This is a genomic window from Streptomyces sp. NPDC001292 (genome assembly GCF_042896465.1).
Taxonomy (GTDB): domain Bacteria; phylum Actinomycetota; class Actinomycetes; order Streptomycetales; family Streptomycetaceae; genus Streptomyces.
Map to the genome: position 1 here is coordinate 214652 of NZ_JBIAXG010000003.1, position 24941 is coordinate 239592.

The 24941-nt window shown below is 72.7% G+C and carries 25 protein-coding genes and 2 pseudogenes; 16 read left to right on the forward strand and 11 right to left on the reverse strand.

Translation table 11 applies throughout. The features are described 5' to 3' along the window. Both ACFY4A_RS05850 and ACFY4A_RS05855 read right to left on the reverse strand, forming a co-directional pair. A complete protein-coding gene (locus tag ACFY4A_RS05850; protein WP_141362616.1) occupies positions 1-201 on the reverse strand; it encodes a DUF1918 domain-containing protein in 201 nt (66 codons plus the stop codon). 124 nt (positions 202-325) lie between these two features. Beyond that, complete coding sequence (locus tag ACFY4A_RS05855) at positions 326-1240, reverse strand: DMT family transporter (RefSeq protein WP_390828148.1); 915 nt, start codon at positions 1238-1240, stop codon at positions 326-328. Here ACFY4A_RS05855 and ACFY4A_RS05860 point away from each other — a divergent pair. Continuing rightward, on the forward strand, positions 1239-2714 hold the full coding sequence (locus tag ACFY4A_RS05860) for a PLP-dependent aminotransferase family protein (RefSeq protein ID WP_390828149.1): 1476 nt from the start codon (positions 1239-1241) through the stop codon (positions 2712-2714). The two genes, ACFY4A_RS05855 and ACFY4A_RS05860, sit on opposite strands and share 2 nt — an antisense overlap. Before the next feature lie 59 nt (positions 2715-2773). On the opposite strand, the pseudogene ACFY4A_RS05865 reads toward ACFY4A_RS05860, so the two are convergent. After that, positions 2774-3193, reverse strand: a pseudogene (locus tag ACFY4A_RS05865) (DUF6314 family protein); the annotation flags it as partial. Positions 3194-3320: 127 nt separating this feature from the next. Here ACFY4A_RS05865 and argC point away from each other — a divergent pair. The 6 genes from argC (at position 3321) to ACFY4A_RS05895 (ending at position 8518) form a co-directional block, all read left to right on the forward strand. After that, positions 3321-4349 carry an N-acetyl-gamma-glutamyl-phosphate reductase gene (argC, locus tag ACFY4A_RS05870; RefSeq protein ID WP_390828150.1) on the forward strand — a complete coding sequence of 343 codons (1029 nt, stop codon included), beginning with the start codon at positions 3321-3323 and terminating at the stop codon, positions 4347-4349. Continuing rightward, positions 4346-4498, forward strand: a complete 153-nt coding sequence (locus tag ACFY4A_RS05875) for a hypothetical protein (protein ID WP_390828151.1) — start codon at positions 4346-4348, stop codon at positions 4496-4498. Before argC ends, ACFY4A_RS05875 begins: the two co-directional genes overlap by 4 nt. After that, entirely contained in the window at positions 4495-5646 is a 1152-nt protein-coding gene (gene argJ / locus ACFY4A_RS05880) for a bifunctional glutamate N-acetyltransferase/amino-acid acetyltransferase ArgJ (protein WP_390828152.1), read from the forward strand. The genes ACFY4A_RS05875 and argJ overlap by 4 nt, the downstream gene beginning before the upstream one ends. 163 nt (positions 5647-5809) lie before the next feature. Continuing rightward, positions 5810-6739 (forward strand): acetylglutamate kinase, encoded by a 930-nt coding sequence (argB, locus tag ACFY4A_RS05885; protein ID WP_390828154.1) that lies wholly within the window; start codon positions 5810-5812, stop codon positions 6737-6739. 35 nt (positions 6740-6774) lie between these two features. Then, entirely contained in the window at positions 6775-7959 is a 1185-nt protein-coding gene (locus ACFY4A_RS05890) for an acetylornithine transaminase (protein WP_390828270.1), read from the forward strand. A gap of 19 nt (positions 7960-7978) precedes the next feature. Next, a complete protein-coding gene (locus tag ACFY4A_RS05895; RefSeq protein ID WP_390828155.1) occupies positions 7979-8518 on the forward strand; it encodes an arginine repressor in 540 nt (179 codons plus the stop codon). Positions 8519-8542: 24 nt separating this feature from the next. Here ACFY4A_RS05895 and ACFY4A_RS05900 read toward each other — a convergent pair whose 3' ends face one another. From ACFY4A_RS05900 to ACFY4A_RS05920, 5 genes and pseudogenes are all read right to left on the reverse strand, one after another. Beyond that, positions 8543-9280, reverse strand: coding sequence for an FAD:protein FMN transferase (locus ACFY4A_RS05900; protein WP_390828156.1), 738 nt, complete (start codon positions 9278-9280; stop codon positions 8543-8545). Positions 9281-9335: 55 nt separating this feature from the next. Then, complete coding sequence (locus ACFY4A_RS05905) at positions 9336-10139, reverse strand: FMN-binding protein (RefSeq protein ID WP_390828157.1); 804 nt, start codon at positions 10137-10139, stop codon at positions 9336-9338. Positions 10140-10213: 74 nt separating this feature from the next. Further along, entirely contained in the window at positions 10214-11596 is a 1383-nt protein-coding gene (locus ACFY4A_RS05910; RefSeq protein WP_390828158.1) for a ferric reductase-like transmembrane domain-containing protein, read from the reverse strand. Between the two features lie 94 nt (positions 11597-11690). Continuing rightward, a complete protein-coding gene (locus tag ACFY4A_RS05915) occupies positions 11691-12077 on the reverse strand; it encodes an FMN-binding protein (protein ID WP_390828271.1) in 387 nt (128 codons plus the stop codon). Beyond that, positions 11984-12175: pseudogene (locus ACFY4A_RS05920) on the reverse strand (ferric reductase); the annotation flags it as partial. The pseudogene ACFY4A_RS05920 and the gene ACFY4A_RS05915, both read right to left, overlap by 94 nt. A gap of 197 nt (positions 12176-12372) precedes the next feature. Between ACFY4A_RS05920 and ACFY4A_RS05925 the strand changes: the two are divergent. Together ACFY4A_RS05925 and ACFY4A_RS05930 are read left to right on the forward strand one after the other, a co-directional pair. Further along, positions 12373-13122 carry a response regulator transcription factor gene (locus tag ACFY4A_RS05925; RefSeq protein ID WP_390828159.1) on the forward strand — a complete coding sequence of 250 codons (750 nt, stop codon included), beginning with the start codon at positions 12373-12375 and terminating at the stop codon, positions 13120-13122. 23 nt (positions 13123-13145) lie between these two features. Next, the gene (locus tag ACFY4A_RS05930; protein WP_390828272.1) at positions 13146-14678 is read left to right on the forward strand and encodes a sensor histidine kinase; all 1533 of its coding nucleotides are present in this window, start codon (positions 13146-13148) and stop codon (positions 14676-14678) included. Here ACFY4A_RS05930 and ACFY4A_RS05935 read toward each other — a convergent pair. Next, positions 14665-15363 (reverse strand): L,D-transpeptidase, encoded by a 699-nt coding sequence (locus ACFY4A_RS05935; protein WP_390828160.1) that lies wholly within the window; start codon positions 15361-15363, stop codon positions 14665-14667. The genes ACFY4A_RS05930 and ACFY4A_RS05935 overlap by 14 nt on opposite strands. A 3-nt stretch (positions 15364-15366) precedes the next feature. Then, positions 15367-15954 (reverse strand): pyridoxamine 5'-phosphate oxidase family protein, encoded by a 588-nt coding sequence (locus tag ACFY4A_RS05940; protein WP_390828161.1) that lies wholly within the window; start codon positions 15952-15954, stop codon positions 15367-15369. A 352-nt stretch (positions 15955-16306) separates the two neighbouring features. On the opposite strand from ACFY4A_RS05940, the gene ACFY4A_RS05945 reads away from it, so the two are divergent. The 5 genes from ACFY4A_RS05945 to ACFY4A_RS05965 all read left to right on the forward strand — a co-directional run bounded on the left by ACFY4A_RS05945 (position 16307) and on the right by ACFY4A_RS05965 (position 22276). Then, positions 16307-17500 (forward strand): argininosuccinate synthase, encoded by a 1194-nt coding sequence (locus ACFY4A_RS05945; protein ID WP_384175445.1) that lies wholly within the window; start codon positions 16307-16309, stop codon positions 17498-17500. 138 nt (positions 17501-17638) lie between these two features. Then, a complete protein-coding gene (gene argH / locus ACFY4A_RS05950; RefSeq protein ID WP_390828162.1) occupies positions 17639-19066 on the forward strand; it encodes an argininosuccinate lyase in 1428 nt (475 codons plus the stop codon). A gap of 72 nt (positions 19067-19138) precedes the next feature. After that, the gene (locus ACFY4A_RS05955; RefSeq protein WP_390828163.1) at positions 19139-20110 is read left to right on the forward strand and encodes an aldo/keto reductase; all 972 of its coding nucleotides are present in this window, start codon (positions 19139-19141) and stop codon (positions 20108-20110) included. A 91-nt stretch (positions 20111-20201) separates the two neighbouring features. Continuing rightward, complete coding sequence (locus ACFY4A_RS05960) at positions 20202-20768, forward strand: TetR/AcrR family transcriptional regulator (RefSeq protein WP_390828164.1); 567 nt, start codon at positions 20202-20204, stop codon at positions 20766-20768. Next, positions 20765-22276 carry an MFS transporter gene (locus ACFY4A_RS05965; RefSeq protein ID WP_390828165.1) on the forward strand — a complete coding sequence of 504 codons (1512 nt, stop codon included), beginning with the start codon at positions 20765-20767 and terminating at the stop codon, positions 22274-22276. Before ACFY4A_RS05960 ends, ACFY4A_RS05965 begins: the two co-directional genes overlap by 4 nt. Before the next feature lie 111 nt (positions 22277-22387). Here the strand turns inward: ACFY4A_RS05965 and ACFY4A_RS05970 are convergent, their stop codons facing one another. Then, complete coding sequence (locus tag ACFY4A_RS05970) at positions 22388-23059, reverse strand: lysophospholipid acyltransferase family protein (protein WP_390828166.1); 672 nt, start codon at positions 23057-23059, stop codon at positions 22388-22390. Between the two features lie 213 nt (positions 23060-23272). Here ACFY4A_RS05970 and ACFY4A_RS05975 point away from each other — a divergent pair, with 213 nt between their 5' ends. Together ACFY4A_RS05975 and ACFY4A_RS05980 are read left to right on the forward strand one after the other, a co-directional pair. Continuing rightward, entirely contained in the window at positions 23273-23488 is a 216-nt protein-coding gene (locus ACFY4A_RS05975) for a hypothetical protein (RefSeq protein WP_390828167.1), read from the forward strand. 188 nt (positions 23489-23676) lie between these two features. Continuing rightward, positions 23677-24867: a glycerophosphodiester phosphodiesterase gene (locus ACFY4A_RS05980; protein ID WP_390828168.1), complete on the forward strand. Its 1191-nt coding sequence runs from the start codon at positions 23677-23679 to the stop codon at positions 24865-24867. The last annotated feature ends 74 nt before the right edge of the window (positions 24868-24941 follow it).

Genomic DNA, 24941 nt, shown 5'->3' on the forward strand with positions numbered 1-24941 from the left:
TCAGTGGTGTTCGTGCTCCTTCTTGTGGCGGACCTGGCAGTCGGGGCCCGGTGACATCACGGCCTCGTGCCCGTCCGGGAAGCGGACGCGGTAGGGCGGGTTGCCCTCCGTGCCCATGACCTCGACGATTTCGCTGATCTGGTCGTGCTGACCGACCACCCTGCCGTGCTGGACGAGCTGGTCGCCCACGGTTGCGCGCATCTGCGGGGCCTCCTGACCATGTGCGGGAGCAGCGGTCCTCGACTTCCGAGTCTACGGTGCGGAGCGCGGCCTGAACCGGTGAGCGGCCGGGCCGGTGTGCGGTCGGCACCGGTGTGAGCGCCGGTCAGCCGCGCGTCCGCTGGGTGACGGCGATGCAGACGAGCACGGCGACGGCCGTCACGGGGGCGGCCGTAGTGAGGTGCTCGCCGAGCAGCAGCACCGACCACACCAGTGTGAGCAGGGGTTGGGCCAGCTGCAACTGGCTCGCCTTGGGGATGCCGACGGCCGCCATGCCCCGGTACCAGACGACCAGCCCGAGGAACTGCGAGCCCGCCGCGACCCAGAGCAGCCCGGTCACGCTGTGGACGCCCGGATGCACGGGCTCGTGCGCCAGCGCGAGCGCGGCCGCGGGCACGGTGAGCGGCAGGCACGCCACCAGCGCCCAGCCGATGACCTGCCAGCCCGGCATGACGCGGGCCAGCCGGCCGCCCTCGGCGTAGCCGGCGGCGCACACCAGCAGGGCGCCGAACAGGTAGCCGTCGGCGGCGGTCAGCGCGCCGCCGCTCTGCTGCACGGTGAAGGCCACCACGGCCGCCGCGCCCGCCAGCGCCGCCGCCCAGAACGTGCGCGAGGGACGGATGCCGAAGCGCAGCGCGGAGAGCACCGCCGTGGTGAGCGGCAGCAGGCCCACGACGACGGCGGCGTGCGCGGTGGTGGAGGTCTCCAGGGCGAGCGTGGTGAGCAGCGGGAAGCCGAGGACCACTCCGGCGGCCACGACCGCGAGGCCGGGCCAGTGCCGGCGCGCGGGCGGCGGTACGCGCAGCGCCAGCAGGCAGCCGCCCGCGAGGACGGCGGCGAGCACACTGCGCACGGCCACCAGGGACCAGGGCCCGAAGCCCTCCAGGCCCCAGGCGGTGGCCGGGAAGGTCAGGGAGAAGGCGACCACGCCGAGGGCCGCCTGAAGGATGCCGGCGCGCGGGCGGGCCGGGGTGCCCACCGCTATCCGTGTCGGTGCGATAGCGCTACTCTGTGCTCTCATGCAACAGCGTAGCAGCGTCGCCGAACTCGCAGAACGTCTGCGGCGGGAACTGGACCGCTACTCACCCGGTGGAAAGCTCCCGTCGAGCCGGGTCCTCGTCGAGCGGTACCGGGTCAGTCCGGTGACCGTCTCGCGGGCCCTGTCGCAGTTGGCGGCCGAGGGACTGGTGGTCACCCGCCCCGGCGCCGGCGCCTTCCGCGCGCCGGCGCGCGGGACGGCCGCTCCCGCCGGCGACACCTCCTGGCAGGAGGTCGCGCTCAGCGCGGACGGCGCCGCCGACCTCGTACCCCGCACGGTGGACGCCTCCGGTGTCACGGTCTCACTGGCCGCCCCGCCGCCGGGCGTGATCGAGTTCAACGGGGGCTACCTGCACCCCTCGTTGCAGCCCGAGCGGGCCATGGCCGCCGCGCTGTCCCGGGCCGGCCGCCGTCCCGGGGCCTGGGGGCGGCCGCCGCTGGAGGGGCTGCCGGAGCTGCGCGAGTGGTTCGCGCGGGACATCGGCGGACCGGGCGGGACCGTCACCGCCGCCGAGGTCCTGATCGCCGCCGGTGGCCAGTCCGCGCTGACCACCGCCCTGCGCGCCCTGGCCCCGCCCGGCGCGCCGGTGCTGGTCGAGTCGCCCACCTATCCCGGCATGCTGGCCATCGCCCGGTCCTGCGGCCTGCGGCCCGTGCCCGTGCCCGTCGACGCGGACGGGGTGAGACCGGAACTGCTCGCCGACGCGTTCCGGGCCACCGGCGCCCGCGTGTTCGTCTGCCAGCCCCTGTTCCAGAACCCCACCGGCGCCGTCCTCGCCGCCGACCGGCGCGCGCGGGTGCTGCGGACGGCCCGCGAGGCCGGCGCCTTCGTCGTCGAGGACGACTTCGTACGGCGGCTCGCGCACGAGGACGCCGGAACCCTGCCGCCCCCGCTCGCCGCCGGCGACCCGGACGGGGTCGTGGTGCACGTCGGCTCACTGACCAAGGCCACCTCGCCCAGCTTCCGGGTGAGCGCGCTGGTCGCGCGCGGCCCGGTGCTGGAACGGCTGCGGGCCATCCAGGTCGTCGACACGTTCTTCGTGCCGCGGCCGTTGCAGGAGGCCGCCCTTGAACTGGTCGGCTCACCTGCCTGGCCGCGCCATCTGCGCGCGCTCGCCGCGGAGTTGAGGAGCCGCCGGGAGGCGCTGACCACCGCGCTGCGCGGGCACCTTCCCGAACTCGCCCTGCCGCACGTCCCGTTCGGCGGCTACCACCTGTGGCTGCGCCTGCCCGACGGCACTGGGGGCACCTCCCAGGCTTTCGGCTCTGGGGGAGAGGCCGCCCTGACCGCCGCCGCCCTGCGGGCGGGCGTCGCGATCAACCCCGGCCGCCCGTACTTCAGCGCCGAACCCCCGGCCGGCCACGTGCGGTTGAGCTTCGCCGCGGTCGGCGGCACGGCGGAGATCGCCGAGGGCGTGCGCCGCCTGCGGACGGCCTGCGCGGAGGTGCTGCCCTGAGATCCGGCCGGAGGCGCGGGCCGCTCGAACCCGCGGCGCGGCGTACCGGGGGCTCCGTGCTCGCGCGCGTAGTCCGTCGTCAGCAGCAGGCCCTTCGCGGGGCCGCCCACGCGCCACACCGTGCGCCAGCGGTCGGCGTCCAGGACGGTGAACTCGCCCCGGTAGAGGTCCGCCGCGCACGGATGCTCGGCCAGGTGCCACCCGGAGCGCAGGTCCAGGTCGTGGAAGGGCCGCCCGTCCGCGAAGCGCACGTCGGCCGTGCCCGGCACATTACCGGGCAGAAAGCGCAGCGTCCGCCCGGCGGGCCGGGCCACCCCCTGCCAGACGAACGTGCCGCACTCCCTGTGCAGCAGCCCGCCGCCGTCCGGGGCGCCGAAGGCCGTCGTACCGGTGAACTCCCCCGTCACGCCGCCCGCCAGGTCCCGCACCGACCGCCGGACCCGCCAGTTCCCGGCCAGGTACGCCAGCACGTCCGGCACCGGCAGGAACCCGTCCCGCCCCGCCCGCTCGACCTGTTCCACCCGCTCACCGTACGACGACCGGTCTCCATTCCGTTGCATAAACGTGCAGGAATACGTATAGTCATGCCATCAAGGAGGAGGGTTCATGGCTGTACGTGTGGCGGTCGCCGGAGCGAGTGGGTATGCGGGCGGAGAAGCGCTGCGCCTGCTGCTGGCGCACCCCGAGGCCGAGATCGGCGCACTGACCGGGAACTCCAACGCTGGCGAGCGGTTCGGCGCCTTGCAGCCGCACCTGCTGCCCCTCGCCGACCGCGTCCTGGAGGAGACCACCCCCGAAGTCCTCGCCGGGCACGACGTCGTCTTCCTCGCCCTGCCGCACGGCCGGTCCGCCGCCGTCGCCGAGCGACTGGGCCCCGACGTCCTCGTCATCGACATGGGCGCCGACTTCCGGCTGAAGGACCCCGCCGACTGGGAGCGCTTCTACGGCTCCCCGCACGCCGGCACCTGGCCCTACGGCCTTCCCGAACTTCCTGGTGGCCGCGCCGCGCTGGCGGGGGCCAGGCGCATCGCGGTGCCCGGCTGCTATCCGACCGCCGCCTCCCTCGCCCTCTTCCCCGCCTACGTGGCCGGACTCGCCGAGAACGAGGCCGTGATCGTCGCCGCCTCCGGCACCTCCGGCGCCGGCAAGGCGGCCAAGCCGCACCTGCTCGGCTCCGAGGTCATGGGATCCATGTCCCCCTACGGGGTCGGCGGCCTCCACCGCCACACCCCGGAGATGATCCAGAACCTCAGCGCCGCGGCGGGGGAGCGCGTCACCGTGTCCTTCACCCCCACCCTCGCGCCGATGCCCCGCGGCATCCTCGCCACGTGCAGCGCCAAGGCCCGGCCCGGGGTCACCGCCGACTCCGTGCGCGCCGCGTACGAGAAGGCTTACGCCGACGAGCCCTTCGTCCACCTCCTCCCCGAGGGGCGCTGGCCCGCCACCGCCTCCGTGTACGGCTCCAACGCCGTGCAGATCCAGGTGGCGTACGACCCCGCCGCGCACCGCGTCATCGCGATCAGCGCCATCGACAACCTGACCAAGGGCACCGCGGGCGGCGCGGTGCAGAGCATGAACATCGCCCTCGGCCTTCCCGAGGACCTCGGACTTTCCACGATCGGAGTCGCACCGTGAGCGACGCATGTGCAGCCACCGGGCCGCAGACGACCGGGGGTACCTCCCAGGCCGTCAAGGCACTGCGGGAGATGGCCGGACCGCTGCGCTGCACGGGCGGCAGTGACATCAGCCGCTACCGCGGCGGGGCGAACAAGGAGATGCAGTGAGCGTCACGGCAGCCAAGGGATTCCAGGCCGCGGGCATCGCCGCCGGGATCAAGGAGAACGGCAACCCGGACCTGGCCCTCGTGGTCAACACCGGGCCCCGCCGCGCCGCCGCGGGCGTCTTCACCTCCAACCGCGTCAAGGCCGCCCCGGTGCAGTGGTCCGAGCAGGTCCTCAAGGACGGCAGGCTCTCCACGGTCGTCCTCAACTCCGGGGGCGCCAACGCCTGCACCGGCCCCAAGGGCTTCCAGGACACCCACGCCACCGCAGAGAAGGCCGCCGACGTGCTCGGCGTCGGCGCCATCGAGGTCGCCGTCTGCTCCACTGGCCTGATCGGCGTCCTGCTGCCCATGGACAAGCTGCTGCCGGGCGTCGAGACGGCCGCCGCCCAGCTCTCCGAGCACGGCGGCGAGAAGGCCGCCATCGCCATCAAGACCACCGACACCGTCCACAAGACCTCCGTGGTGACCAAGGACGGCTGGACCGTCGGCGGCATGGCCAAGGGCGCCGGCATGCTCGCCCCGGGCCTGGCCACCATGCTCGTCGTGCTCACCACGGACGCCGACCTCGAGGCCGACGTGCTCGACCGGGCGCTGCGCGCTGCCACCAGGGTCACCTTCGACCGGGTCGACTCCGACGGCTGCATGTCCACCAACGACACCGTGCTGCTGCTCGCCTCCGGCGCCTCCGGGGCCACCCCGCAGTACGAGGAGTTCGCCGAGGCCGTACGGGCGGTCTGCGACGACCTCGGGCAGCAGCTCATCCGGGACGCCGAGGGCGCCAGCAAGGACATCAAGGTGGAGGTGGTGGGCGCCGCGACCGAGGAGGACGCCGTGGAGGTGGGCCGTTCCATCGCCCGCAACAACCTCCTCAAGTGCGCCATCCACGGCGAGGACCCCAACTGGGGCCGTGTCCTGTCCGCCATCGGCACCACCGGGGCCGCCTTCGAGCCCGACCGGCTGAACGTCGCCATCAACGGCGTCTGGGTCTGCAAGAACGGCGGCGTCGGCGAGGACCGCGGGAAGGTCGACATGCGCTACCGCGAGGTCCACATCGTGGCCGACCTTGCGGCAGGCACCGAGTCGGCGACGATCTGGACCAACGACCTCACGGCCGACTATGTCCACGAGAACAGCGCGTACTCCTCTTGACGTGCCCGCTTGGTTGTCGCGGGTCCTCGCCGTCGCCGGCGAGGGCCCCCGCCCCACAGGCGAGTGCTCGCCCCGGGATGTGCCCGGCACAAGTCTTACCTCGCCTCCGCAGGCCAGCACCGCCCGCCCGGCGGCTGATCCGAGATCTTCCCGAAAGTCGGTTATGACGGTCAATCACTCAGAAGAGGGAAAGTCCCCGACCCGTAAGCACACCGCCTTGCCCAAGGCGCAGATCCTCATCGAGGCGCTGCCCTGGCTGACCCGGCACCACGGCAAGATCGTCGTCATCAAGTTCGGCGGCAACGCCATGGTGGACGAGGAGCTGAAGGCCGCCTTCGCCCAGGACGTCGTCTTCCTGCGGCACGCCGGCCTCAGGCCCGTCGTCGTGCACGGCGGCGGCCCCCAGATCAGCGCCGCCCTCGACCGGCACGGCATCGTCAGCGAGTTCAAGGCGGGCCTGCGGGTCACCACCGAGGAGGCCATGGACGTCGTACGGATGGTGCTGGCCGGGCAGGTGCAACGGGAGCTGGTGGGCCTGCTCAACCAGCACGGCCCGTTCGCCGTCGGCCTCACCGGCGAGGACGCGCACACCATCACCGCCACCAGGCACACCCCCGAGATCGACGGCGAGCCGGTCGACATCGGGCGGGTGGGCGAGATCACCGAGATCGACACCGGCGCGATCCGGGCGCTGCTCGCCGACGGCCGCATCCCGGTCGTCTCCTCGATCGCCCGCTCCCAGGACGACGGACATGTCTACAACGTCAATGCTGATACGGCGGCTGCGGCACTCGCTGCGGCACTGGGCGCCGAGACCCTCATGGTCCTCACCGACGTCGAGGGCCTCTACGAGGACTGGCCGAACTCCGACGAGGTGATCAGCCGCCTGACCGCGAGCGAGCTGGAGAAGCTGCTGCCGGAGCTGTCCTCCGGCATGGTGCCGAAGATGCGGGGCTGCCTGCACGCGGTGCGCGGCGGCGTGACCACCGCCCGCGTCATCGACGGCCGGGTCCAGCACTCGATCCTGCTGGAGATCTTCACCGACGAGGGCATCGGCACGATGGTCGTGCCGGACGAACAGGGGGAGTCGTGAGCAACCAGGACCCGAACAACCAGGGCAACCGGGACATGGGCAACCAGGCACTGGCCGCGCGCTGGCAGGGCGCGCTCATGAACAACTACGGCACGCCGCGGCTCGCCCTCGTCCGCGGTGCGGGCGCGAGGCTGTGGGACGCCGACGGCCGGGAGTACGTCGACTTCGTCGGCGGCATCGCGGTCAACGCGCTCGGCCACGCCCACCCCGCCGTCGTCGAGGCGGTCGGCAGGCAGATCGCCTCCCTCGGCCACGTCTCCAACCTGTTCATCGCCGAACCGCCCGTCGCCCTGGCCGAACGGCTGCTCCAGCTCTTCGGCCGGGACGGCAAGGTGTTCTTCTGCAACTCCGGAGCCGAGGCCAACGAGGGCGCCTTCAAGATCGGCCGGCTGACGGGCCGGCCGCACATGGTCGCCACCGAGGGCGGCTTCCACGGCCGTACGATGGGCGCCCTCGCGCTCACCGGCCAGCCCGGCAAGCAGGAGCCGTTCCTGCCGCTGCCCGGCGAGGTCACCCACGTGCCCTACGGTGACGCGCGGGCACTGGCCGCCGCGGTCACCGAGGAGACCGCCCTCGTCGTCATCGAACCCATCCAGGGCGAGAACGGGGTCGTGGTGCCCCCGCCCGGCTATCTGAAGGCGGCCAGGGCCATCACGGCGGCCACCGGTTCGCTGCTGGTCCTCGACGAGGTGCAGACCGGAGTCGGGCGCACCGGGCACTGGTTCGAGTACCAGGCCCACGAGGGCGTCCTGCCCGACGTCGTCACGCTCGCCAAGGGCCTGGGCGGCGGGCTGCCGCTCGGCGCCACCGTCGCCTTCGGGCGCGCCGCCGACCTGCTCCAGCCCGGTCAGCACGGTACGACCTTCGGCGGCAACCCGGTCGCCTGCGCCGCCGGTCTCGCGGTCCTGGACACGATCGCGGGCGAGGGGCTGCTGGAGAACGTCAAGCGGCAGAGCGAGAAGCTGCGCGACGGGATCGAGTCACTGGACCACCCGCTGGTCGCCCACGTCCGGGGCGCGGGCCTGCTGCTGGGTATCGTGCTCACCGAGCCGCGCGCGCCCCAGGTGCAGCAGGCGGCTCAGGAGGCCGGTTTCCTGGTGAACGCGCCCGCCCCCGACGTCGTACGGCTGATGCCGCCGCTGAACCTGGGCGACGACGAGGTGGACGCCTTCCTCGGGGCGCTGCCCGGCGTCCTGGACGTGGCAAACGGGGACGGATGATCCGGAGATTGAGACGACGATGAGTCAGGCGCAGAACGGTCAGACCGAGGCCGGGCCGGCGGTGCCGCAGACCCGCACCGCACGCCACCGCCGGATCGTGGACATCCTCAACCGGCAACCGGTGCGCTCGCAGAGCCAGTTGGCGAAGCTGCTGGCCGACGACGGGCTGAGCGTCACCCAGGCGACGCTCTCCCGCGACCTGGACGAGCTGAACGCGGTGAAGATCCGCAATACCGACGGCGACCTGATCTACGCGGTGCCCAGCGAGGGCGGTTTCCGCACCCCGCGCGCACCGCTGGGGGAGTCGGTGAAGGAGGAGCGGATGCGGCGGCTCTCGCAGGAGTTGCTGATCTCCGCGGAGTCCTCCGCGAACCTCGTGGTCCTGCGCACGCCTCCGGGGGCGGCGCAGTTCCTCGCCTCGGCCATCGACCAGGCCGAACTGCACGACATCCTGGGGACCATCGCCGGCGACGACACACTGCTGCTGATCAGCCGGGACCCCAGCGGGGGACAGGCGCTGGCGGACCACCTGCTGAGGCTGGCGCAGAACGGCCAGTGACCCCGGCGCGGCGTCGGCCGGCCCTCAGCCCAGCCGGGCGGCGAGCCCGTGCGTGCACCTGACCTCGTCGCCCGCCGTGATCAGCAGCGCCTCCACGCCGGGCAACGACTCCAGCCAGGCCAGGCCCTCGCGGGAGCCCATGGCGAACGCGGCTGTCGCCCAGCAGTCCGCCCAGGTCAGGCTGGGGGCGACCACGGTCACCGCGACCAGGTCGGTGATCGCGGACCTGCCGGTGCGCGGGTCGACGATGTGGGCGCCGCGCTCGGCCGTGCCCGACGTCGCCACCGCCAGCTCGCCCGCACCCGCGGCGGAGACCACCGCCGCGAGTCCGCCGGGGCGCAGGGGGTCCGACACACCCACGCGCCAGGGCCGCTGCGCGTCGGGGGAGCCGGACAACTGCACGTCTCCGCCGCCGTTCACGCCGACCCCGCTCACCCCGGCCGCCGCGATCCGCCGGGCGGCCCGTTCGGCGGCCCAGCCCTTGACGATCCCGGTCGGATCCAGGCTCCCCTGATAGCGCAGGCTGAACCAGCCCTCGCTGACCCGTTCGGCCTCGGCGCCCAGCTCGAGCACCTCGGCGACCTCGGGGTCGCACTGCGCCACGGTGAGCTCACCGCGCGCCAGGCGGGAGAGCTGGCTGTCGTCGCGGTAGGTGCTGAACACCTGGTCGACCCGGTGCAGTTCGGCGACCGCCTCGTCCAGTGCCGCCGCCACCGCCTCGGACCGACCGCCGCGGACGTCGAAGGAGAAGACGGTCCCCATGACCTCCTCCGCGTGACGCACCGCGGCGGGACCCCGCGCCGACCCGGACACGGCCTCAGCCACCGGCCTCGTCCAGCGCCGACTGGAGTGACTTCTTGTAGCCGCCGCTGGTGTACGTCGCTCCCGACACGGCGTCGATGTCCGCGCTCTGCGCCGCCACGGCCTCCTGGTTGAGCCGGGGCACGGCCAGGTCGCTCTTCTGGCCGCTGAGCCCGCCCTGCGGCGCCCGTACGGCCTCCGCCGCGGTGATCCTGCCGCCGCTGACCGTGACCCGGACCTGCACCGGACCGTACTGGGTCTGGGAGACCTCGCCCGTGACGGTACGGGTCCGCGCGGCTCCCGATCCGGTCCCCGAGGAGGAGGAACCGGAGGCCGGCCCCGACGGCGCACCGCTCGCCTTCGCCTTCGCCTCGTCCAGCGCCGACTGGAGTGACTTCTTGTAGCCGCCGCTGGTGTACGTCGCTCCCGACACGGCGTCGATGTCCGCGCTCTGCGCCGCCACGGCCTCCTGGTTGAGCCGGGGCACGGCCAGGTCGCTCTTCTGGCCGCTGAGCCCGCCCTGCGGCGCCCGTACGGCCTCCGCCGCGGTGATCCTGCCGCCGCTGACGGTCAGCCGGACCTGCACGTCGCCGTACTGGGTCCGGGCCACGTCGCCGGTGACGGACCGTGTGCCCGTCCGCCGCGCACCGCTGCCGCCCTGCGGCGACTCCTGCGCCGCCGCCGTCCGCTGCGGCGCCGCGCCGGCCGCCGAGGCGGAGGCGGGGTCGGAGGCCGGCTTCAGCGACAGCAGCAGCACGATGCCGGACACGGTCGCGGCGCCGGCCAGCACGGCACGTCGTATGGGGTGGCTCTTCCTCATCGCCGATGAGCTCCTGAATTCCCGTGAGTCCCGTAAGTCATGTGGTTTCCGCGGACGTTCCGCGTTCCCTTCGCTCACATCTCGAACGACTCGTGATGAATGCGGCGGGCGGGGACTCCCGCGCCGCGCAGTGCCTCGTACACCGACTGCGCGAAACCGGACGGGCCGCACATGAAGACGTCGTGGCGGTCGATGTCGGTGATCTTGCGGCGCAGTGACTCGGCGGAGATGTCGGGGCGGTCCCCGTCCGGGCTGTTCACCGCGTACATCAGCCGGGCGCCGCGCTCGTCGGCGATCTCCGTCAGTTCGTCCCACAGGGCCAGGTCCTGCGTGCTGTTGGCCCGGTACAGCAGCGTGATGTCACCGGCCGCGCCGGGCAGCGTCTCGAACAGCGCCCGCATCGGCGTGATGCCCACCCCACCCGCCACCAGCAGCACCTTGCCGCGGCTGCGCCGGGACGCGGTCAGCGCGCCGTACGGCCCCTCCGCCCACACCCGGGTGCCGGGGGTGAGTTCGCGCAGCCGGGCGCTGTGGTCGCCGATCGCCTTGACGGTGATGCGCAGCAGGTCCGGGCGGGGCGCCGCCGACAGCGAGTACGGGTGGGAGGAGAAGCGCATGCCCGGTGCCAGGAACCGCCAGCGGAAGAACTGCCCGGCCTCCGCGCCCATCTGGTGCAGCCTGCTGCCGCCGATCAGCACCGACACGATGCCCGGCGTCTCCTCGATCACCGCCTCCACCCGCATGCGGTGGCGCAGGTTCAGCCGGATCGGGGTGAGGATCCGGTACCAGATCACCAGCGCGGTCACCGCGCCGTACAGGCCGTACCAGAAGGTCCTTGCGGCCGGCTCCACGGCGAAGTCGTTGCCGGTGGTGATCTGGTGCCAGAACGTCAGGAACACCGCGGCATAGGTGAACAGGTGCACGTGGTACCACGTGTCGTACGGCATCCGGCGGCGCACCGGGCCGATCGAGACCAGTCCGACGGCCACCAGCAGACCGGTCCCGATCGCGGCCTTGCCCATGTCGGGCAGCCGCTCGACGGACTCCACGGTCTGCCCCACGATGTCGCCGAGCGACTTGCCGCCCTGGAGCGCGTAGCCCCACATGGTGAGGAAGACGTGCGCGAGGACCAGGCAGAGCGTGTACCGGCCGCTCATGGCGTGCCAGCGCGCGACCCGGTCGGAGCCCACCCGCCGCTCCAGGGTCGGCACGCGCGCCATCTGGAGCACGACCAGCGCCATCAGGTAGCCGGCGAGCAGGCCGGTGATCCGGCCTGCGTTCAGGACCTTCCCGCCGGTGCCGTCGATGGACGGGGTGTTCGTCCACCACAGCCAGACGACGCCCGCCGCGCCTGCCCAGACGGCGGTCAGCAGCGGGACGGCGGGGGAGCGGCGCGGCCGGATGCGGCGCATCGTCCGGCGCCGGGAGGCGCGGCCTCCTGCGAGTGTGGTGGTCACGGTTCCTCCGTGGACGGGGTCAAGGGGGGCCGCGTGGTCCCTTGGCCCTGGGATACGTGCCACGCCGGCCCTGCGTTCAGCTTTCGGGTGAGGTTCAGCGCCCGGCCGCGTCCAGCGCGGACTGGAGCGAGCGGCGGTATCCGTCACTGGTGTACGTCGCTCCCGAGACGGTGTCGATGCTCGCGCTCTGCGCGGCCAGCACCTCCCTGCGCAGCTGGGGGATGGCGTAGCCGCTGATCTCCCGGTCCCGAGAGTTGTCCGAGGGCCGCGCGAGCGCGGTCACGTCGGTGATCCGGCCGTCGACGAGCGTGACCCGCACCTGGACCGGACCCCAGCGGGTGCGCACCGTCTCACCGGTGACGGTCCTGGTGCCGGTGGATCCGCCGGTCCCACCGGAGCCGCCGGACGTGCCACCCGGTCCGAGCCGATCCGGCGCTCCAGCAGCGGGACCCGCGCCATCAGGCCCACCAGCACCGCGCAGGCGTACCCGCACAGCTGGCCCGCGATCCGCCCGGCGCCGGTCAGCCAGCCCGCCGCGCCCACGACGGAGGTGGTGTCGTACCACCACAGGAGGACCAAGTGGCACGGGCGGTGCCGCCTGCCGCTCGTACACCGTGGTCATCCGCTCTCCCGTCCCTTCGCCGGTCCAGGACACAACTGTGCGGGGCGAACCTCTGAGGGAGCTCTGAGCCGTGGGCCGTGTGGGCCCACTCACAGAAAACTCAGAGGGTCATCCCTCGCCGTCCGGGGCGGGGACCGGCGATGCTGGAGGGGCCATGGACACCTTCCGCCCGAGCCCTCCCGGGCTGCCGGCCCTCACCCGCCTCGACGGCACCCCCGTGCGCGTCCTCGTCGTCGACGACGACCCCGACCTCGCCGAAGTGCTCTGCGGAGCCCTGCGCTACCAGGGCTGGGAGGTGCGCGCCGCGGGCGACGGGGCCTCCGCCGTCGCCGCGGCCCGCGAGGTGCAGCCCGACGCCGTCGTCCTCGACGTGATGCTCCCGGACACCGACGGATTCGCCGTGCTGCGTGAGCTGCACGCCGTGCAGCCGGACGTCTGTGTGCTCTTCCTCACGGCGCGGGACGCGGTGGAGGACCGTATCGCGGGGATCACCGCGGGCGGCGACGACTACGTGACCAAGCCGTTCAGCCTGGAGGAGGTGGTCGCCCGGCTGCGCGGACTGCTGCGCCGCGCCGGCATGGCCCGGCAGCCGTCGGACGGCCCGCGGCTGACCGTGGGCGATCTGGTCATGGACGAGGACGCCCGGGAGGTGACCCGGGCGGGAGAGCTGATCGAGCTGTCCCCGACCGAGTTCGAGCTGCTGTGCTTCCTGATGCACAACCCGCGCCGGGTGCTGAGCAAGGCGCAGATCCTCGACCGTGTGTGGTCCTACGACTTCGGCGGCCAGGCCCATGTGGTGGAGCTGTACATCTCCTATCTGCGCAAGAAGGTGGACGCCGGACGCGCCCCCATGATCCACACGGTGCGCGGGGCCGGGTACGTGCTGAAGCCGGCGGTACGGTGACCCTGCTGCCGCGGCCGCGGGCGATGACACGGCGGATACGGCGGCTGCCCCGGCCGCGCACCCTGCGGGCCCGGCTCACCTTCGGCCTGGTGGTGCTGCTGGCCGTCGGCTGCGCCGCCGTCGGCGTGGCCGCGGTCCTCGAACTGGACGGCTTCCTCACCGGCCGGATCGACCAGCAGCTCCAGCAGACCGGGCCGGGCTTCCCGCAGAGCCTGGAGCACGGCACCGCCACGACCGCCACGCCCGCCAAGCCCTCCGACCACGACGGCGACGAGCGCGGCGACACCCGCCGCCAGGCCGCCGGTACCTTCGGCGCCCGGCTCCTCGGCGGCACGGTGACCCACGCGGCCGTGGTCCCCTCCCGGTCCCGTCCCGGCTTCGAGGTCACCCTCACCGGCGCCGACCGCAGCGCACTGGCCGCACTCCCGGTGGACCGCGGCGGGCACACGGTGCGCCTGTCCGACCTGGGCGAGTACCGGCTGGCGGCCTGGCCGGGCCGGGACGGCGACGTGCTGGTCACCGGGCTGCCGATGGCGCCGGTGCGGGCCGCGGTCCACCGGCTCGAACTGGTCGCGGGGACCGTCTCCGGGCTGGCCCTGGCCGTCGCCGGGGTCGCCGGCGCCCTGTGGGTGCGCTGGTCGCTGCGGCCGCTGACGCGGGTCGCGGAGACCGCCGCCCGGGTCAGCGAGCTGCCGCTCGCCAGCGGCGAGGTGGCGCTGCCGCCCCGCGCGCCGCGCGCCGACCCGCGCAGCGAGGTCGGGCGGGTCGGCACCGCCTTCAACCGGATGCTCCACCATGTCGAGGACGCGCTGACCAAACGGCACGCAAGTGAGGAGCGGCTGCGCGGCTTCGCCGCCGACGCCAGCCACGAGCTGCGCACCCCGGTCGCCACGGTGCGCGGCCACGCCGAGCTCGCCCTGCTGCACCCGGGGCCGGTGCCGCCCGAGGTCACCCGGGCACTGGAACGCATTGCCGCCGAGTCCGCGCGCATGGGGGAGATGGTCGACGAGATGCTGCTCCTGGCCCGGCTGGACGCCGGACGTCCCCTGGAACGCCGTCCGGTCGACCTCACCCGTCTGGTGCTGGACGCGGTGACGGACGCCCGGGCCGCGGGTCCGGAGCACCGCTGGACGCTGGAGCTGCCGGAGGAGCCCGTGACGGTGACCGGTGAGGCCCACCGGCTCCAGCAGGTGCTCGCCAACCTGTTGGCCAACGCGCGTGCGCACACACCCGCGGGCACCAAGGTGACGGTGTCCCTGGACCTGGACTCCGACCGGGAGGCGGACCCGGAGAGTGCCGCCACGGCCGTCCTGCGGGTGCACGACGACGGGCCCGGCGTGCCCGAGGAGGTCCAGCCCGGTGTCTTCGAGCGCTTCACCCGGGCCGACCGCCGTCGCGCCGACTCCTTCGGCGGCGCCGGGGCCGGTCTGGGCCTGTCGATCGTGGCGGCCGTGACGAAGGCCCACGGCGGTGTTGTCGGACTGGACAGCCGCCCCGGCTCCACGGCCTTCACCGTCCGGCTGCCGACGGGCGGCGCCGGGGTCAGTAGCGGCTGATCGCGGTCGCCCCGCCCGCCGTGCCGATCGCGATGTGCGGCCGGCGCGCGGGATCCGCCCACGCCAGGATCCGCCGCATGGCCTCCCGCGGCACCGACACACAGCCGGCCGTCGCCCCGCGCCCGTTGACGTGCAGGAAGATCCCCGCACCCCGGCCGCGCACCGGACGGGAGTAGTTGAAGCCGATGACGAGCGCGTGCGCGTACTGCCTCGGGTATGCCACCAGGTGCTCGGACTCGGCGGCCCGGCAGTCGGCGGGGCGCGGCTGGGTCCAGCGGTTGTAGGTGCGCGAGCCGTTGTCCTGGCACCACCACGAGTCCGGGCCCACCCGCCGGTACCGCAGCCGTGTCCCGCCCGGTGCGGGCTTGATGCCGAAGGCGAACGGCAGGTGGTACAGCCCGGTCGGCGTCGTGTACGTCCCCTGCCGCCGCGCCGTCCCCTCGACGAGGCCCTTCGCGCCGAACCGGGCCGGTGCCGAACCGGCCCGCACCCAGCGCCCGCCGCGCCGGTTCCACCAGGTGACCGTGCCCGACGTCGCGCCGGTGCGGGCCGCTTGAGCGGTGATCAGCTGGGTGCCGCCGCCGGTGTCCCGCATCCGCGCCGGCAGCGGCACCTCGCCCGCGGGCGCGGAGCCGAGCGTGAGGAGGGACAGGGCGGCGAGGATCGCGGCGACACCGGGGCGCATGACTCAGACCGTAGACGGCGGCAGCGGCAACGGCAGCCCGGGTAGTCCGTCCAGGCTGGTGGCCACGTGCTCCTTCCCGGTGAAGTAGTCGCTCAGCGAGGCGTCGTCCTCGCGCGCGAAGCGCCTGCCGTGCAGATCGCGGTCCGCCTCGTACGCCATGAAGGGCACTGCGTACCCGCAGGTGTCCCGCACGAGTTCGGCGTGCACGACGATGATGGCGCGAAGCCCGTGCGTGGCCGGGTCGATGTCGGGGAAACGGGTGAGGAGTTCGCCGAAGCGCGGGTCGTCGCGGAAGACGGGCTCGCCCCGGCCGTGGACGCGCACGATGGTGGGCGGGCCCTGGAAGGCGCACCACATCAGGGTGATCCGGCCGTTCTCGCGCAGGTGGGCGATCGTCTCCGCGTTGGACCCGGCGAAGTCCAGGTAGGCCACGGTGTGCTCGTCGAGCACCGTGAAGGAGCCCTTGAGGCCCTTGGGGGAGAGGTTGACCGTGCCGTCGCCGGAGAGCGGGGCGGTCGCGGTGAAGAAGAGGGGCTGCTGCTCGATGAACGTACGCAGCCTGCCGTCCATGCGCTCATACGTCTTTCCCATGTCCAACGATTATCGGGTGAAGTTCTTTCGGCTGTCGAAGGAATTTCGGCCTCCGTCCGGACCACCGTGGCCGCCCCGGCCGGCGCTTCCTCGGGGCGGCCACGGCTGCCTGTCACCTCACGGGGTGAGGTGCAGGCGGCCGGGGAGGCCGGCTCCCGGGGCTCGGCGGCCATGGCGCCTGCGTTCGCCGAGAGGTACGGGGAAGCGGTTGCAGTCGTTCAAGGAGTGACGGGCGAGTTCTGAAAACACCTTGCGCATCCCGGTGCCGCGACGCACCACGGACGAGATTGACGAACCATGCAGAGTTCTGCATACTCATGCATGTCAGCGAATGCAGTGTGAGGAGAATCCCGTGACCGAGCGCGTCGTACTCGCCTACTCGGGCGGTCTGGACACCTCCGTCGCCATCGGCTGGATCGCCGAGGAGACGGGCGCCGAGGTCATCGCCGTTGCGGTCGACGTCGGCCAGGGCGGCGAGGACCTGGACGTCATCCGCAAGCGCGCGCTCGCCTGCGGTGCCGTCGAGGCCGAGGTCGCCGACGCCAAGGACGAGTTCGCCGACGAGTACTGCCTCCCGGCGATCAAGGCCAACGCCCTCTACATGGACCGCTACCCGCTGGTCTCCGCGCTGTCGCGGCCGACGATCGTCAAGCACCTGGTCGCCGCCGCCCAGAAGCACGGCGCCGGCATCGTCGCCCACGGCTGCACCGGCAAGGGCAACGACCAGGTCCGCTTCGAGGCCGGCATCGTCGCCCTCGCCCCCGACCTGAAGTGCATCGCCCCGGTCCGCGACTACGCGATGACCCGGGACAAGGCCATCGCGTTCTGCGAGGAGAAGAACCTCCCGATCGCGACCACCAAGAAGTCCCCTTACTCCATCGACCAGAACGTCTTCGGCCGCGCCGTGGAGACCGGCTTCCTCGAGGACATCTGGAACGCGCCGATCGAGGACATCTACGAGTACACCCAGAACCCGGCCGTCGCCCGCGAGGCCGACGAAGTGATCATCACCTTCAAGGAGGGCGTCCCGGTCGCCATCGACGGCAAGCCCGTCTCCGTCCTCCAGGCCATCCAGCAGCTCAACGAGCGCGCCGGCGCCCAGGGCATCGGCCGGATCGACATGGTCGAGGACCGCCTCGTCGGCATCAAGTCCCGCGAGGTGTACGAGGCTCCGGGCGCGATCGCCCTGATCACCGCCCACCAGGAGCTGGAGAACGTCACCGTCGAGCGTGAACTCGCCCGCTACAAGCGGCAGGTCGAGCAGCGCTGGGGCGAACTGGTCTACGACGGCCAGTGGTTCTCCCCGCTCAAGCGCGCTCTGGACGGCTTCATCAACGAGGCCAACCAGCACGTCTCCGGCGATGTCCGCATGACCCTGCACGGCGGCCGCGCGGTCGTCACCGGCCGGCGCTCGCAGGAGTCGCTGTACGACTTCAACCTCGCCACCTACGACACCGGCGACACCTTCGACCAGTCCGCCGCCAAGGGCTTCATCGACATCTACAGCCTGTCGTCGAAGATCGCCGCGCGGCGCGATCTGGCCTAGGCCCCTACCGGGCCCGACCCGGCGCGGACCTCGCGCCACGGCGCCGGGTGGCCTCGCACGCACTAGCCTGACAACCGCCTCCTCACTCACGGGTGGGGAGGCGGTCGCGCACATCGCCATCTCCGAGGAGCAACGCAAGTGAGCAGCAACAGCGGTGACGTACGGCTCTGGGGCGGCCGTTTCGCCGACGGTCCCGCCGAGGCCCTGGCGAAGCTGTCCGCGTCCGTCCACTTCGACTGGCGCCTCGCGCCCTACGACATCGCAGGCTCCCGCGCCCACGCCCGTGTGCTGCACAAGGCAGGGCTGCTCACGGACGACGAACTGCGGCGCATGCTGGCCGGGCTGGACCGGCTGGAGGCGGACGTCGCCGACGGCTCCTTCACCGGAACCATCGCCGACGAGGACGTGCACACCGCCCTGGAGCGCGGCCTGCTGGAGCGCCTCGGCGCCGACCTCGGCGGCAAGCTGCGCGCCGGCCGGTCCCGCAACGACCAGGTCGCCACCCTCTTCCGCATGTACCTGCGCGACCACGCCCGGATCATCGGCGCTCTGATCGCCGACCTCCAGGACGCGCTCATCGGCCTGGCCGAGGCCCACCCGGACGTGGCCATGCCCGGCCGCACCCACCTCCAGCACGCCCAGCCCGTCCTGTTCGCCCACCACGTCCTCGCGCACGTCCAGTCCCTGTCGCGGGACGCCGAGCGGCTGCGCCAGTGGGACGAGCGGACGGCGGTGTCGCCGTACGGCTCCGGCGCCCTGGCCGGTTCCTCCCTCGGCCTGGACCCGGAGGCGGTGGCGCGGGACCTCGGCTTCGAGCGCGGCAGCGCCGGCAACTCCATCGACGGCACGGCCTCCCGGGACTTCGTCGCGGAGTTCGCCTTCGTCACCGCGATGATCGGTGTGAACCTCTCCCGGATCGCCGAGGAGGTCATCATCTGGAACACGAAGGAGTTCTCCTTCGTGACCCTGCACGACGCCTTCTCCACCGGCTCGTCGATCATGCCGCAGAAGAAGAACCCGGACATCGCCGAGCTGGCGCGCGGCAAGTCCGGCCGGCTGATCGGCAACCTGACCGGCCTGCTCGCCACCCTCAAGGCCCTGCCGCTGGCGTACAACCGCGACCTCCAGGAGGACAAGGAACCCGTTTTCGACTCCTGCGACCAGCTGGAGGTCCTGTTGCCGGCCTTCACCGGCATGATGGCCACCCTCACCGTGCACCGCGAGCGTATGGAGGAGCTCGCCCCGGCAGGCTTCTCGCTGGCCACCGACATCGCCGAGTGGCTGGTCAAGCAGGGCGTGCCGTTCCGGGTGGCGCACGAGGTCGCCGGCGAGTGCGTGAAGACCGCCGAGGCCGAGGGCAAGGAACTCGACGAGCTGACCGACGAGCAGTTCGCCAAGATCTCCGCCCACCTCACGCCCCAGGTGCGCACCGTCCTCAACGTCCCCGGCGCCCTCGCCTCCCGCAGCGGGCGCGGCGGCACCGCCCCGAGCGCGGTCGCCGTCCAGCTCGCCGAGGTCAAGGCGGACGTGGCGGCGCAGCACGAGTGGGCGGACGCCAGGAAGTAGTTCGCCCGCCTGCGGGGCCTCGCGGGTTACGTTGGTCCACAGCCGTAAGGAAGCGACCGAACGGAGCCCGCGATGCCCTTCGCCCGACTGGCCTCGGCCACGACCCCGACCTGCCACATCGGCCTGGGGCTGGCCGCCGTCGGGCGCCCCGGTTACATCAACCTCGGCCGGGACCGCGACCTCCCGGCCGACCGCACCGTCGACGCCCTGCGCGAGCGCACCCACGAACTCCTGGACGCCGCCTACGCGCAGGGCGTCCGCTACGTCGACGCCGCCCGCTCCTACGGCCGCGCCGAGGAGTTCCTCGCCGACTGGCTCAGGGCCCGCCCCGACGCCGACGACGTCGTCATCGGCAGCAAGTGGGGCTACACCTACACCGCGAACTGGACCACCGACGCCGACCGGCACGAGGTCAAGGACCACAGCCTCGCCACCTACGAGCGGCAGCGCGCCGAGACCGCCGAACTCCTCGGCGACCGGCTCGACCTCTACCAGATCCACTCGCTGACCCCGGACAGCCCGGCGCTCACCGACAAGGAACTGCACGCCAGGCTCGCCGAGGCGGCCGCCGGTGGCCTCACGATCGGCTTCTCCACCAGCGGGCCCACCCAGGCCGACACCGTCCGGGCCGCGCTCGGCGTGACGGTCGACGGCGCACCCCTCTTCCGTACCGTCCAGTCGACGTACAACGCCCTGGAGACGTCCGCCGGTCCCGCCCTCGCCGAGGCTCACGACGCGGGACTGACGGTGATCGTCAAGGAGGGCATGGCCAACGGGCGGCTCGCCGAGCCGTACGCCCCCGAGGCGCTCAAGGCGGTAGCCCGGGAGACGGGCCTGGGCTGCGACGCGGTCGCCCTCGCCCTGATCCTGCGCAGGCCGTGGGCCGGTGTGGTCCTCTCCGGCGCGGCCACCCCCGGCCAGCTCGCCTCCAACCTGCACGCCCCGGCCGTCGACCTCGACGAGGACCAGCTCGCCCGCCTCGACGCGCTGGTCGAGAACCCGCGGGCCTACTGGGAGCGGCGCGGGCAGCTGCCCTGGCACTGACCTCCCACGGCACCTCGCTTCCAGCATGAACCGTTGAGACGCGTACGCCTATTGTGAGACATCAATGTCTCATCAGAGGTACTGTTGTCTCATGGCTGTCGATCGTGACCACATGCTGCGCAGCGCGGCCACCCTGCTCACCCACAAGTCCACCGCCACCATGGACGAGGTCGCCAAGGCGGCCGGGATCAGCCGGGCCACGCTGCACCGCCACTTCGCCGGACGCGACTCGCTCGTCAGGGCGCTGGAGACGCTCGGCATCGCCGAGTGCGAGGCCGCTCTCGACGCGGCCCGCCTGGGGGAGGGGCCGGCCGGCGATGCCGTACGGCGCCTGGTCCGCGAGATCGAACCGGCGGCCGGGCTGCTCTCCTTCCTCTACACGGAGAACCAGCTGTTCGAGGGCGAGGAGCAGAACGAGGGCTGGGCCCGGCTCGACGAGCGCGTCTCCGAGGTCTTCCGGCGCGGCCAGCTGAGCGGCGAGTTCCGTATCGACCTCACCCCCGCCTGGCTCACCGAGGCACTCTTCGGCCTCATCGCCTCCGGCGCCTACGTCGTGCTGAGCGGCAAGGTCGCCCCCAAGGACTTCCACCACATGATCAGCGAGCTGCTGCTCGGCGGCGCACTGCGCACGGACACATCACGGAACGAGGAATCATGACCAGCACCCTGCAGCCGGCTCGCGCGGCGGAGGTGGAGCAGCGTCCGGGCCGCTGGCTCGCGCTCTCGGTCCTCGTGCTCGCCGTGCTGCTGGTGGCCGTCGACGCGACCGTCCTCGGTCTCGCGACCCCTTTCATCAGTGAGGACCTCAGGCCCTCGGGCACCCAGTTGCTGTGGATCGGCGACATCTACTCCTTCGTCATCGCCGGTCTGCTCGTCTCCATGGGCAGCCTCGGCGACCGCATCGGCCGCAAGCGCATCCTGCTCGGCGGTGCCACCGCGTTCGGCGCGGTCTCCGTGCTCAACGCCTACGCCGGCACACCGGAACTGATGATCCTGGCCCGGGCACTGCTCGGTGTCGCGGGCGCCACCCTGATGCCCGCCACGCTCGCCCTGATCCGCAACCTCTTCCACGACCCGCGCGAGCGCAGCCTCGCCGTCGGCATCTGGGGTGCCACCGCCTCCGGCGGCACGGCCGTCGGCCCGATCGTGGGCGGCCTGCTGCTCGAGCACTTCTGGTGGGGCTCGGTCTTCCTCATCAACCTGCCCGTGATGGCGGTCCTCGTCCTGGTCGGCGTCAAGACCCTGCCCGAGTCCCGCAACCCCGACCCGGGCCCGTGGGACCTGGCGAGCGTCGTGCTGTCGCTGGTCGGCGTGGTCGGCGTCGTCTACGCGGTCAAGGAGGCCGCGGCGCACGGGTTCACCTGGCCGGTCCTGGCCACGGGCCTGCTGGGCGCGGCCGCGCTGTACGGCTTCGTCCGCCGCCAGCTCACGCTGCCGAAGCCGTTGCTGGACATACGGCTCTTCCGCAGCCGGGGATTCTCCGGCGCCGTCCTCGCCGATCTGCTGACCGTGCTCGGCATGTCCGGCCTGGTGTTCTTCCTGTCCCAGTACCTGCAACTCGTCCAGGGCAGGCGGCCGTTCGAGGCAGGCCTGTTCGAACTGCCCGCCGCCGTGGGCGCGGTGGTGGCCGGACTGCTCGCCGGGCGGGCGGCCCGGCGCTTCTCGGTGCGGAACGTGGTCTCAGGCTCGTTGGCCGCCATCGGGCTGGGGCTGGCCGCGCTGACGACGCTCAGCGGGACCACCGGCTATCCGCTGCTGGGCACGGCCCTGCTGGTGGTCGGCGTCGGTGCCGGCTTCTCCTTCACGGTGACCGCCGACGTGATCCTCTCCAGTGTGCCCAAGGAGCAGGCGGGCGCCGCCTCGGCGGTCTCCGAGACGGCGTACGAACTGGGCGCGGCCCTCGGCATCGCCCTGCTGGGCTCCATCGTGACCGGCGTCTACCGCGGCTTCACCGGCCCGGCGGGCACACCGTCCGGCGCCCACGAGTCGCTGGGCGGCGCGGTCGAGGTGGCGGCGAGCCTGCCGGCGCACACCTCCGAGGCCCTGCTGCACGCGGCACGGGAGTCCTTCGTGCACGGCCTGCACCTGGCGTCGGGAGCGGGAGCGGCGGTACTGCTGGCAACGGCGCTGGCGGCGTGGTTCCTGCTGAAGGGCCAGGAGCTCTGAACCCCGGGCAGGGTACGGCGGGGGCGCGGGCCGTCGGCATACGGCTGCGCGGCGCGGTGGCGACCGGTCGCGGCGGACCCGCGGCCGGCACCCGGCCCGGCCGCCGGAGGCCTATGCGGCCTTCGCCTTGGTCGCGTACATGTCGACGTACTCCTGCCCGGACAGCCGCATGACCTCCGCCATCACCGAGTCGGTCACGGCCCGCAGGACGTAGCGGTCACGGTCCATGCCCTCGTACCGGGAGAACTCCATCGGCTCGCCGAAGCGGACGGTGACGCGGCCCGGCCGGGGCAGACCCGCGCCGCCCGGCTGGAGCTTGTCGGTGCCGATCATGGCGAACGGGACCACGGGCGCCCCGGTCATCAGTGTGAGCCGGGCGATACCGGTGCGGCCGCGGTAGAGGCGGCCGTCGGGGGAGCGGGTGCCCTCCGGGTAGATGCCGAACATCCTGCCCTCCTCCAGCACCCGGCGGCCGGTCATCAGCGCGGCCACACCGCCCCGGCCGCCGTCGCGGTCGACGGGGATCATGCCGACGCCGGTGAAGAACCAGGCCATCAGCCGGCCCTTGAAGCCCTTCCCGGTGACGTACTCGTCCTTGCCGATGAAGAAGACCTGACGATCGCAGACCAGCGGCAGGATCATCGAGTCGATGAAGGTCAGGTGGTTGCCGGCCAGGATCACCGGGCCGTCGCCCGGAATCCGCTCCGCGCCCTCCACCCGTGGGCGGAACATCAGGCGCATGATCGGGCCGAGCACTGCCTTGATGAGCGCGAAGCGGGACAACGGGCCCTCCGGTGTCTGGAGATGTCGAGGGATTGTTCATGAGTCTGTGCAGGTGAGGACGATACTCGCGGGCCGGGGCCGATTGCACATCGGGCTCACCGCCTCTTACACACTGTTGACATACGTTTACCTGCGACGGAGGTATGTTTCGGCCCGGTAACCCGAACGGAACGATGTGATGGAGGTCGCTCGCCTCCGGGAGGGGAGAACGGGATGTCCAACGTGGTCGCCTTCGTCGTGCTTCTCACGGTGCTGGCCGTGGCGGTCGTGGTCCGCAGGGACCGGCGGTGGTCCGCGGGCCTTGACACGCAGCGGCCGGAGGCGGCGGTGCCCGGACCGCGCGACGCGCGCGGCGGCGCCCGCGCGGTCCGCCACTTCGCCCCGTTCGGCGGATCGGTCGCGCCAAGGGACCGCGGCGCCCGCCACTGAGCCGTCTTCCCGGCCGGGACGGGGACATGCCGACGCGCCGTCACCCCTCCGGCTCCCGGCGTCTTGTGTCGCGTACGGCCTCCGACGACACCTGGCGTCACGCTGGTGTTCGCCACGCGGTCTCCCGTCCGTCATCGCGGCCCACCTACGATCGGCGCCCACGGACGACACGAGACCAGGAGGCGGTCATGGGTACGCGGGAGTCGGACGAGCAGGGGCGCCGGGCCGGACGCCGGGCCGTACTCGGGGCCGCGGTGCTGGGCGCGGGCGGAGCGGTCCTCGGACTGCCCGGTGCGGCCAGAGCCGTCCAGGGCGTGGCCGGCGGCTGGCAGGGCGGTGGGCTGGAGAACCTGCCCGTGCCGACGATCGTCGGCCACCGGGGCGCCAGCGGCTACCGGCCCGAGCACACCTTCGGCTCCTACGACCTGGCCCTCGACCTCGGCGCCCATGTCGTCGAGGCCGGTGACCTGGTGCCGACGAAGGACGGTCACCTCGTGTGCCGGCACGAGCCGGAGATCGGCGGCACCACGGACGTCGCCGACCACCCCGAGTTCGCCGCCCGCCGGACCACCAAGACCGTGGACGGGGTGCCCACCACCGGCTGGTTCACCGAGGACTTCACCCTCGCCGAGCTGAAGACGCTGCGCGCGGTCGAGCGCATCCCGGCCAACCGCCCCCACAACACCCTCTACACCGGACGCTGGGAGATCCCCACCTTCGAAGAGGTCCTGAAGTGGCAGGACGAGCAGACCCGCAAGCGCGGTCGGCAGGTGTGGATCTACCCCGAGACCAAGCACCCGACGTACTTCCGCAAGCTGGGCCTCGGCCTGGAGGAACGGGTCGCCGCGCTGCTGCGCAAGTACGGCAAGGACAAGGAGGACTCCCCGGTGATCCTCCAGTCCTTCGAGCCGACCAGCATCCAGCGGCTGGACCGGCTCGTCGGCAATCCGCTCGTGGTGCTGCTGTCGAACGCACGCAGCCGCCCCTGGGACTTCGTCGAGGCGGGCGATCAGCGCACGGTCGCCGACCTGATCACGCCCAAGGGCCTGAAGGAGATCGCCTCCTACGCCCAGGGCATCGGCCCGACCGTCGACCTGGTCATCCCCAAGGACGCGGAGGGCAACCTCACCGAGCCGAGCAGGCTCGTCCGGGACGCGCACGCCGCGGGTCTGATCCTGCACCCCTACACCGTCCGCAACGAAAACCCCTTCCTGCCGCCCAAGTTCCGCAAGGGCACCGCCGTCGACGCCTACGGTGACGTCTTCGGCGTGTTCCAGGCCTACTTCGCCACCGGCATCGACGGCATCTTCACCGACAACCCCGACACCGGACTGCTCGCCCGCGAGGACTTCCTGAGCGGCCGGCACGCCAACCGCTGAACCCCGCCGCCCCGTTCGGGGCGAACCACGGCCGTCCCGGCAGCCCGCGCCGGGACGGCCGCGTCATTCCGCTC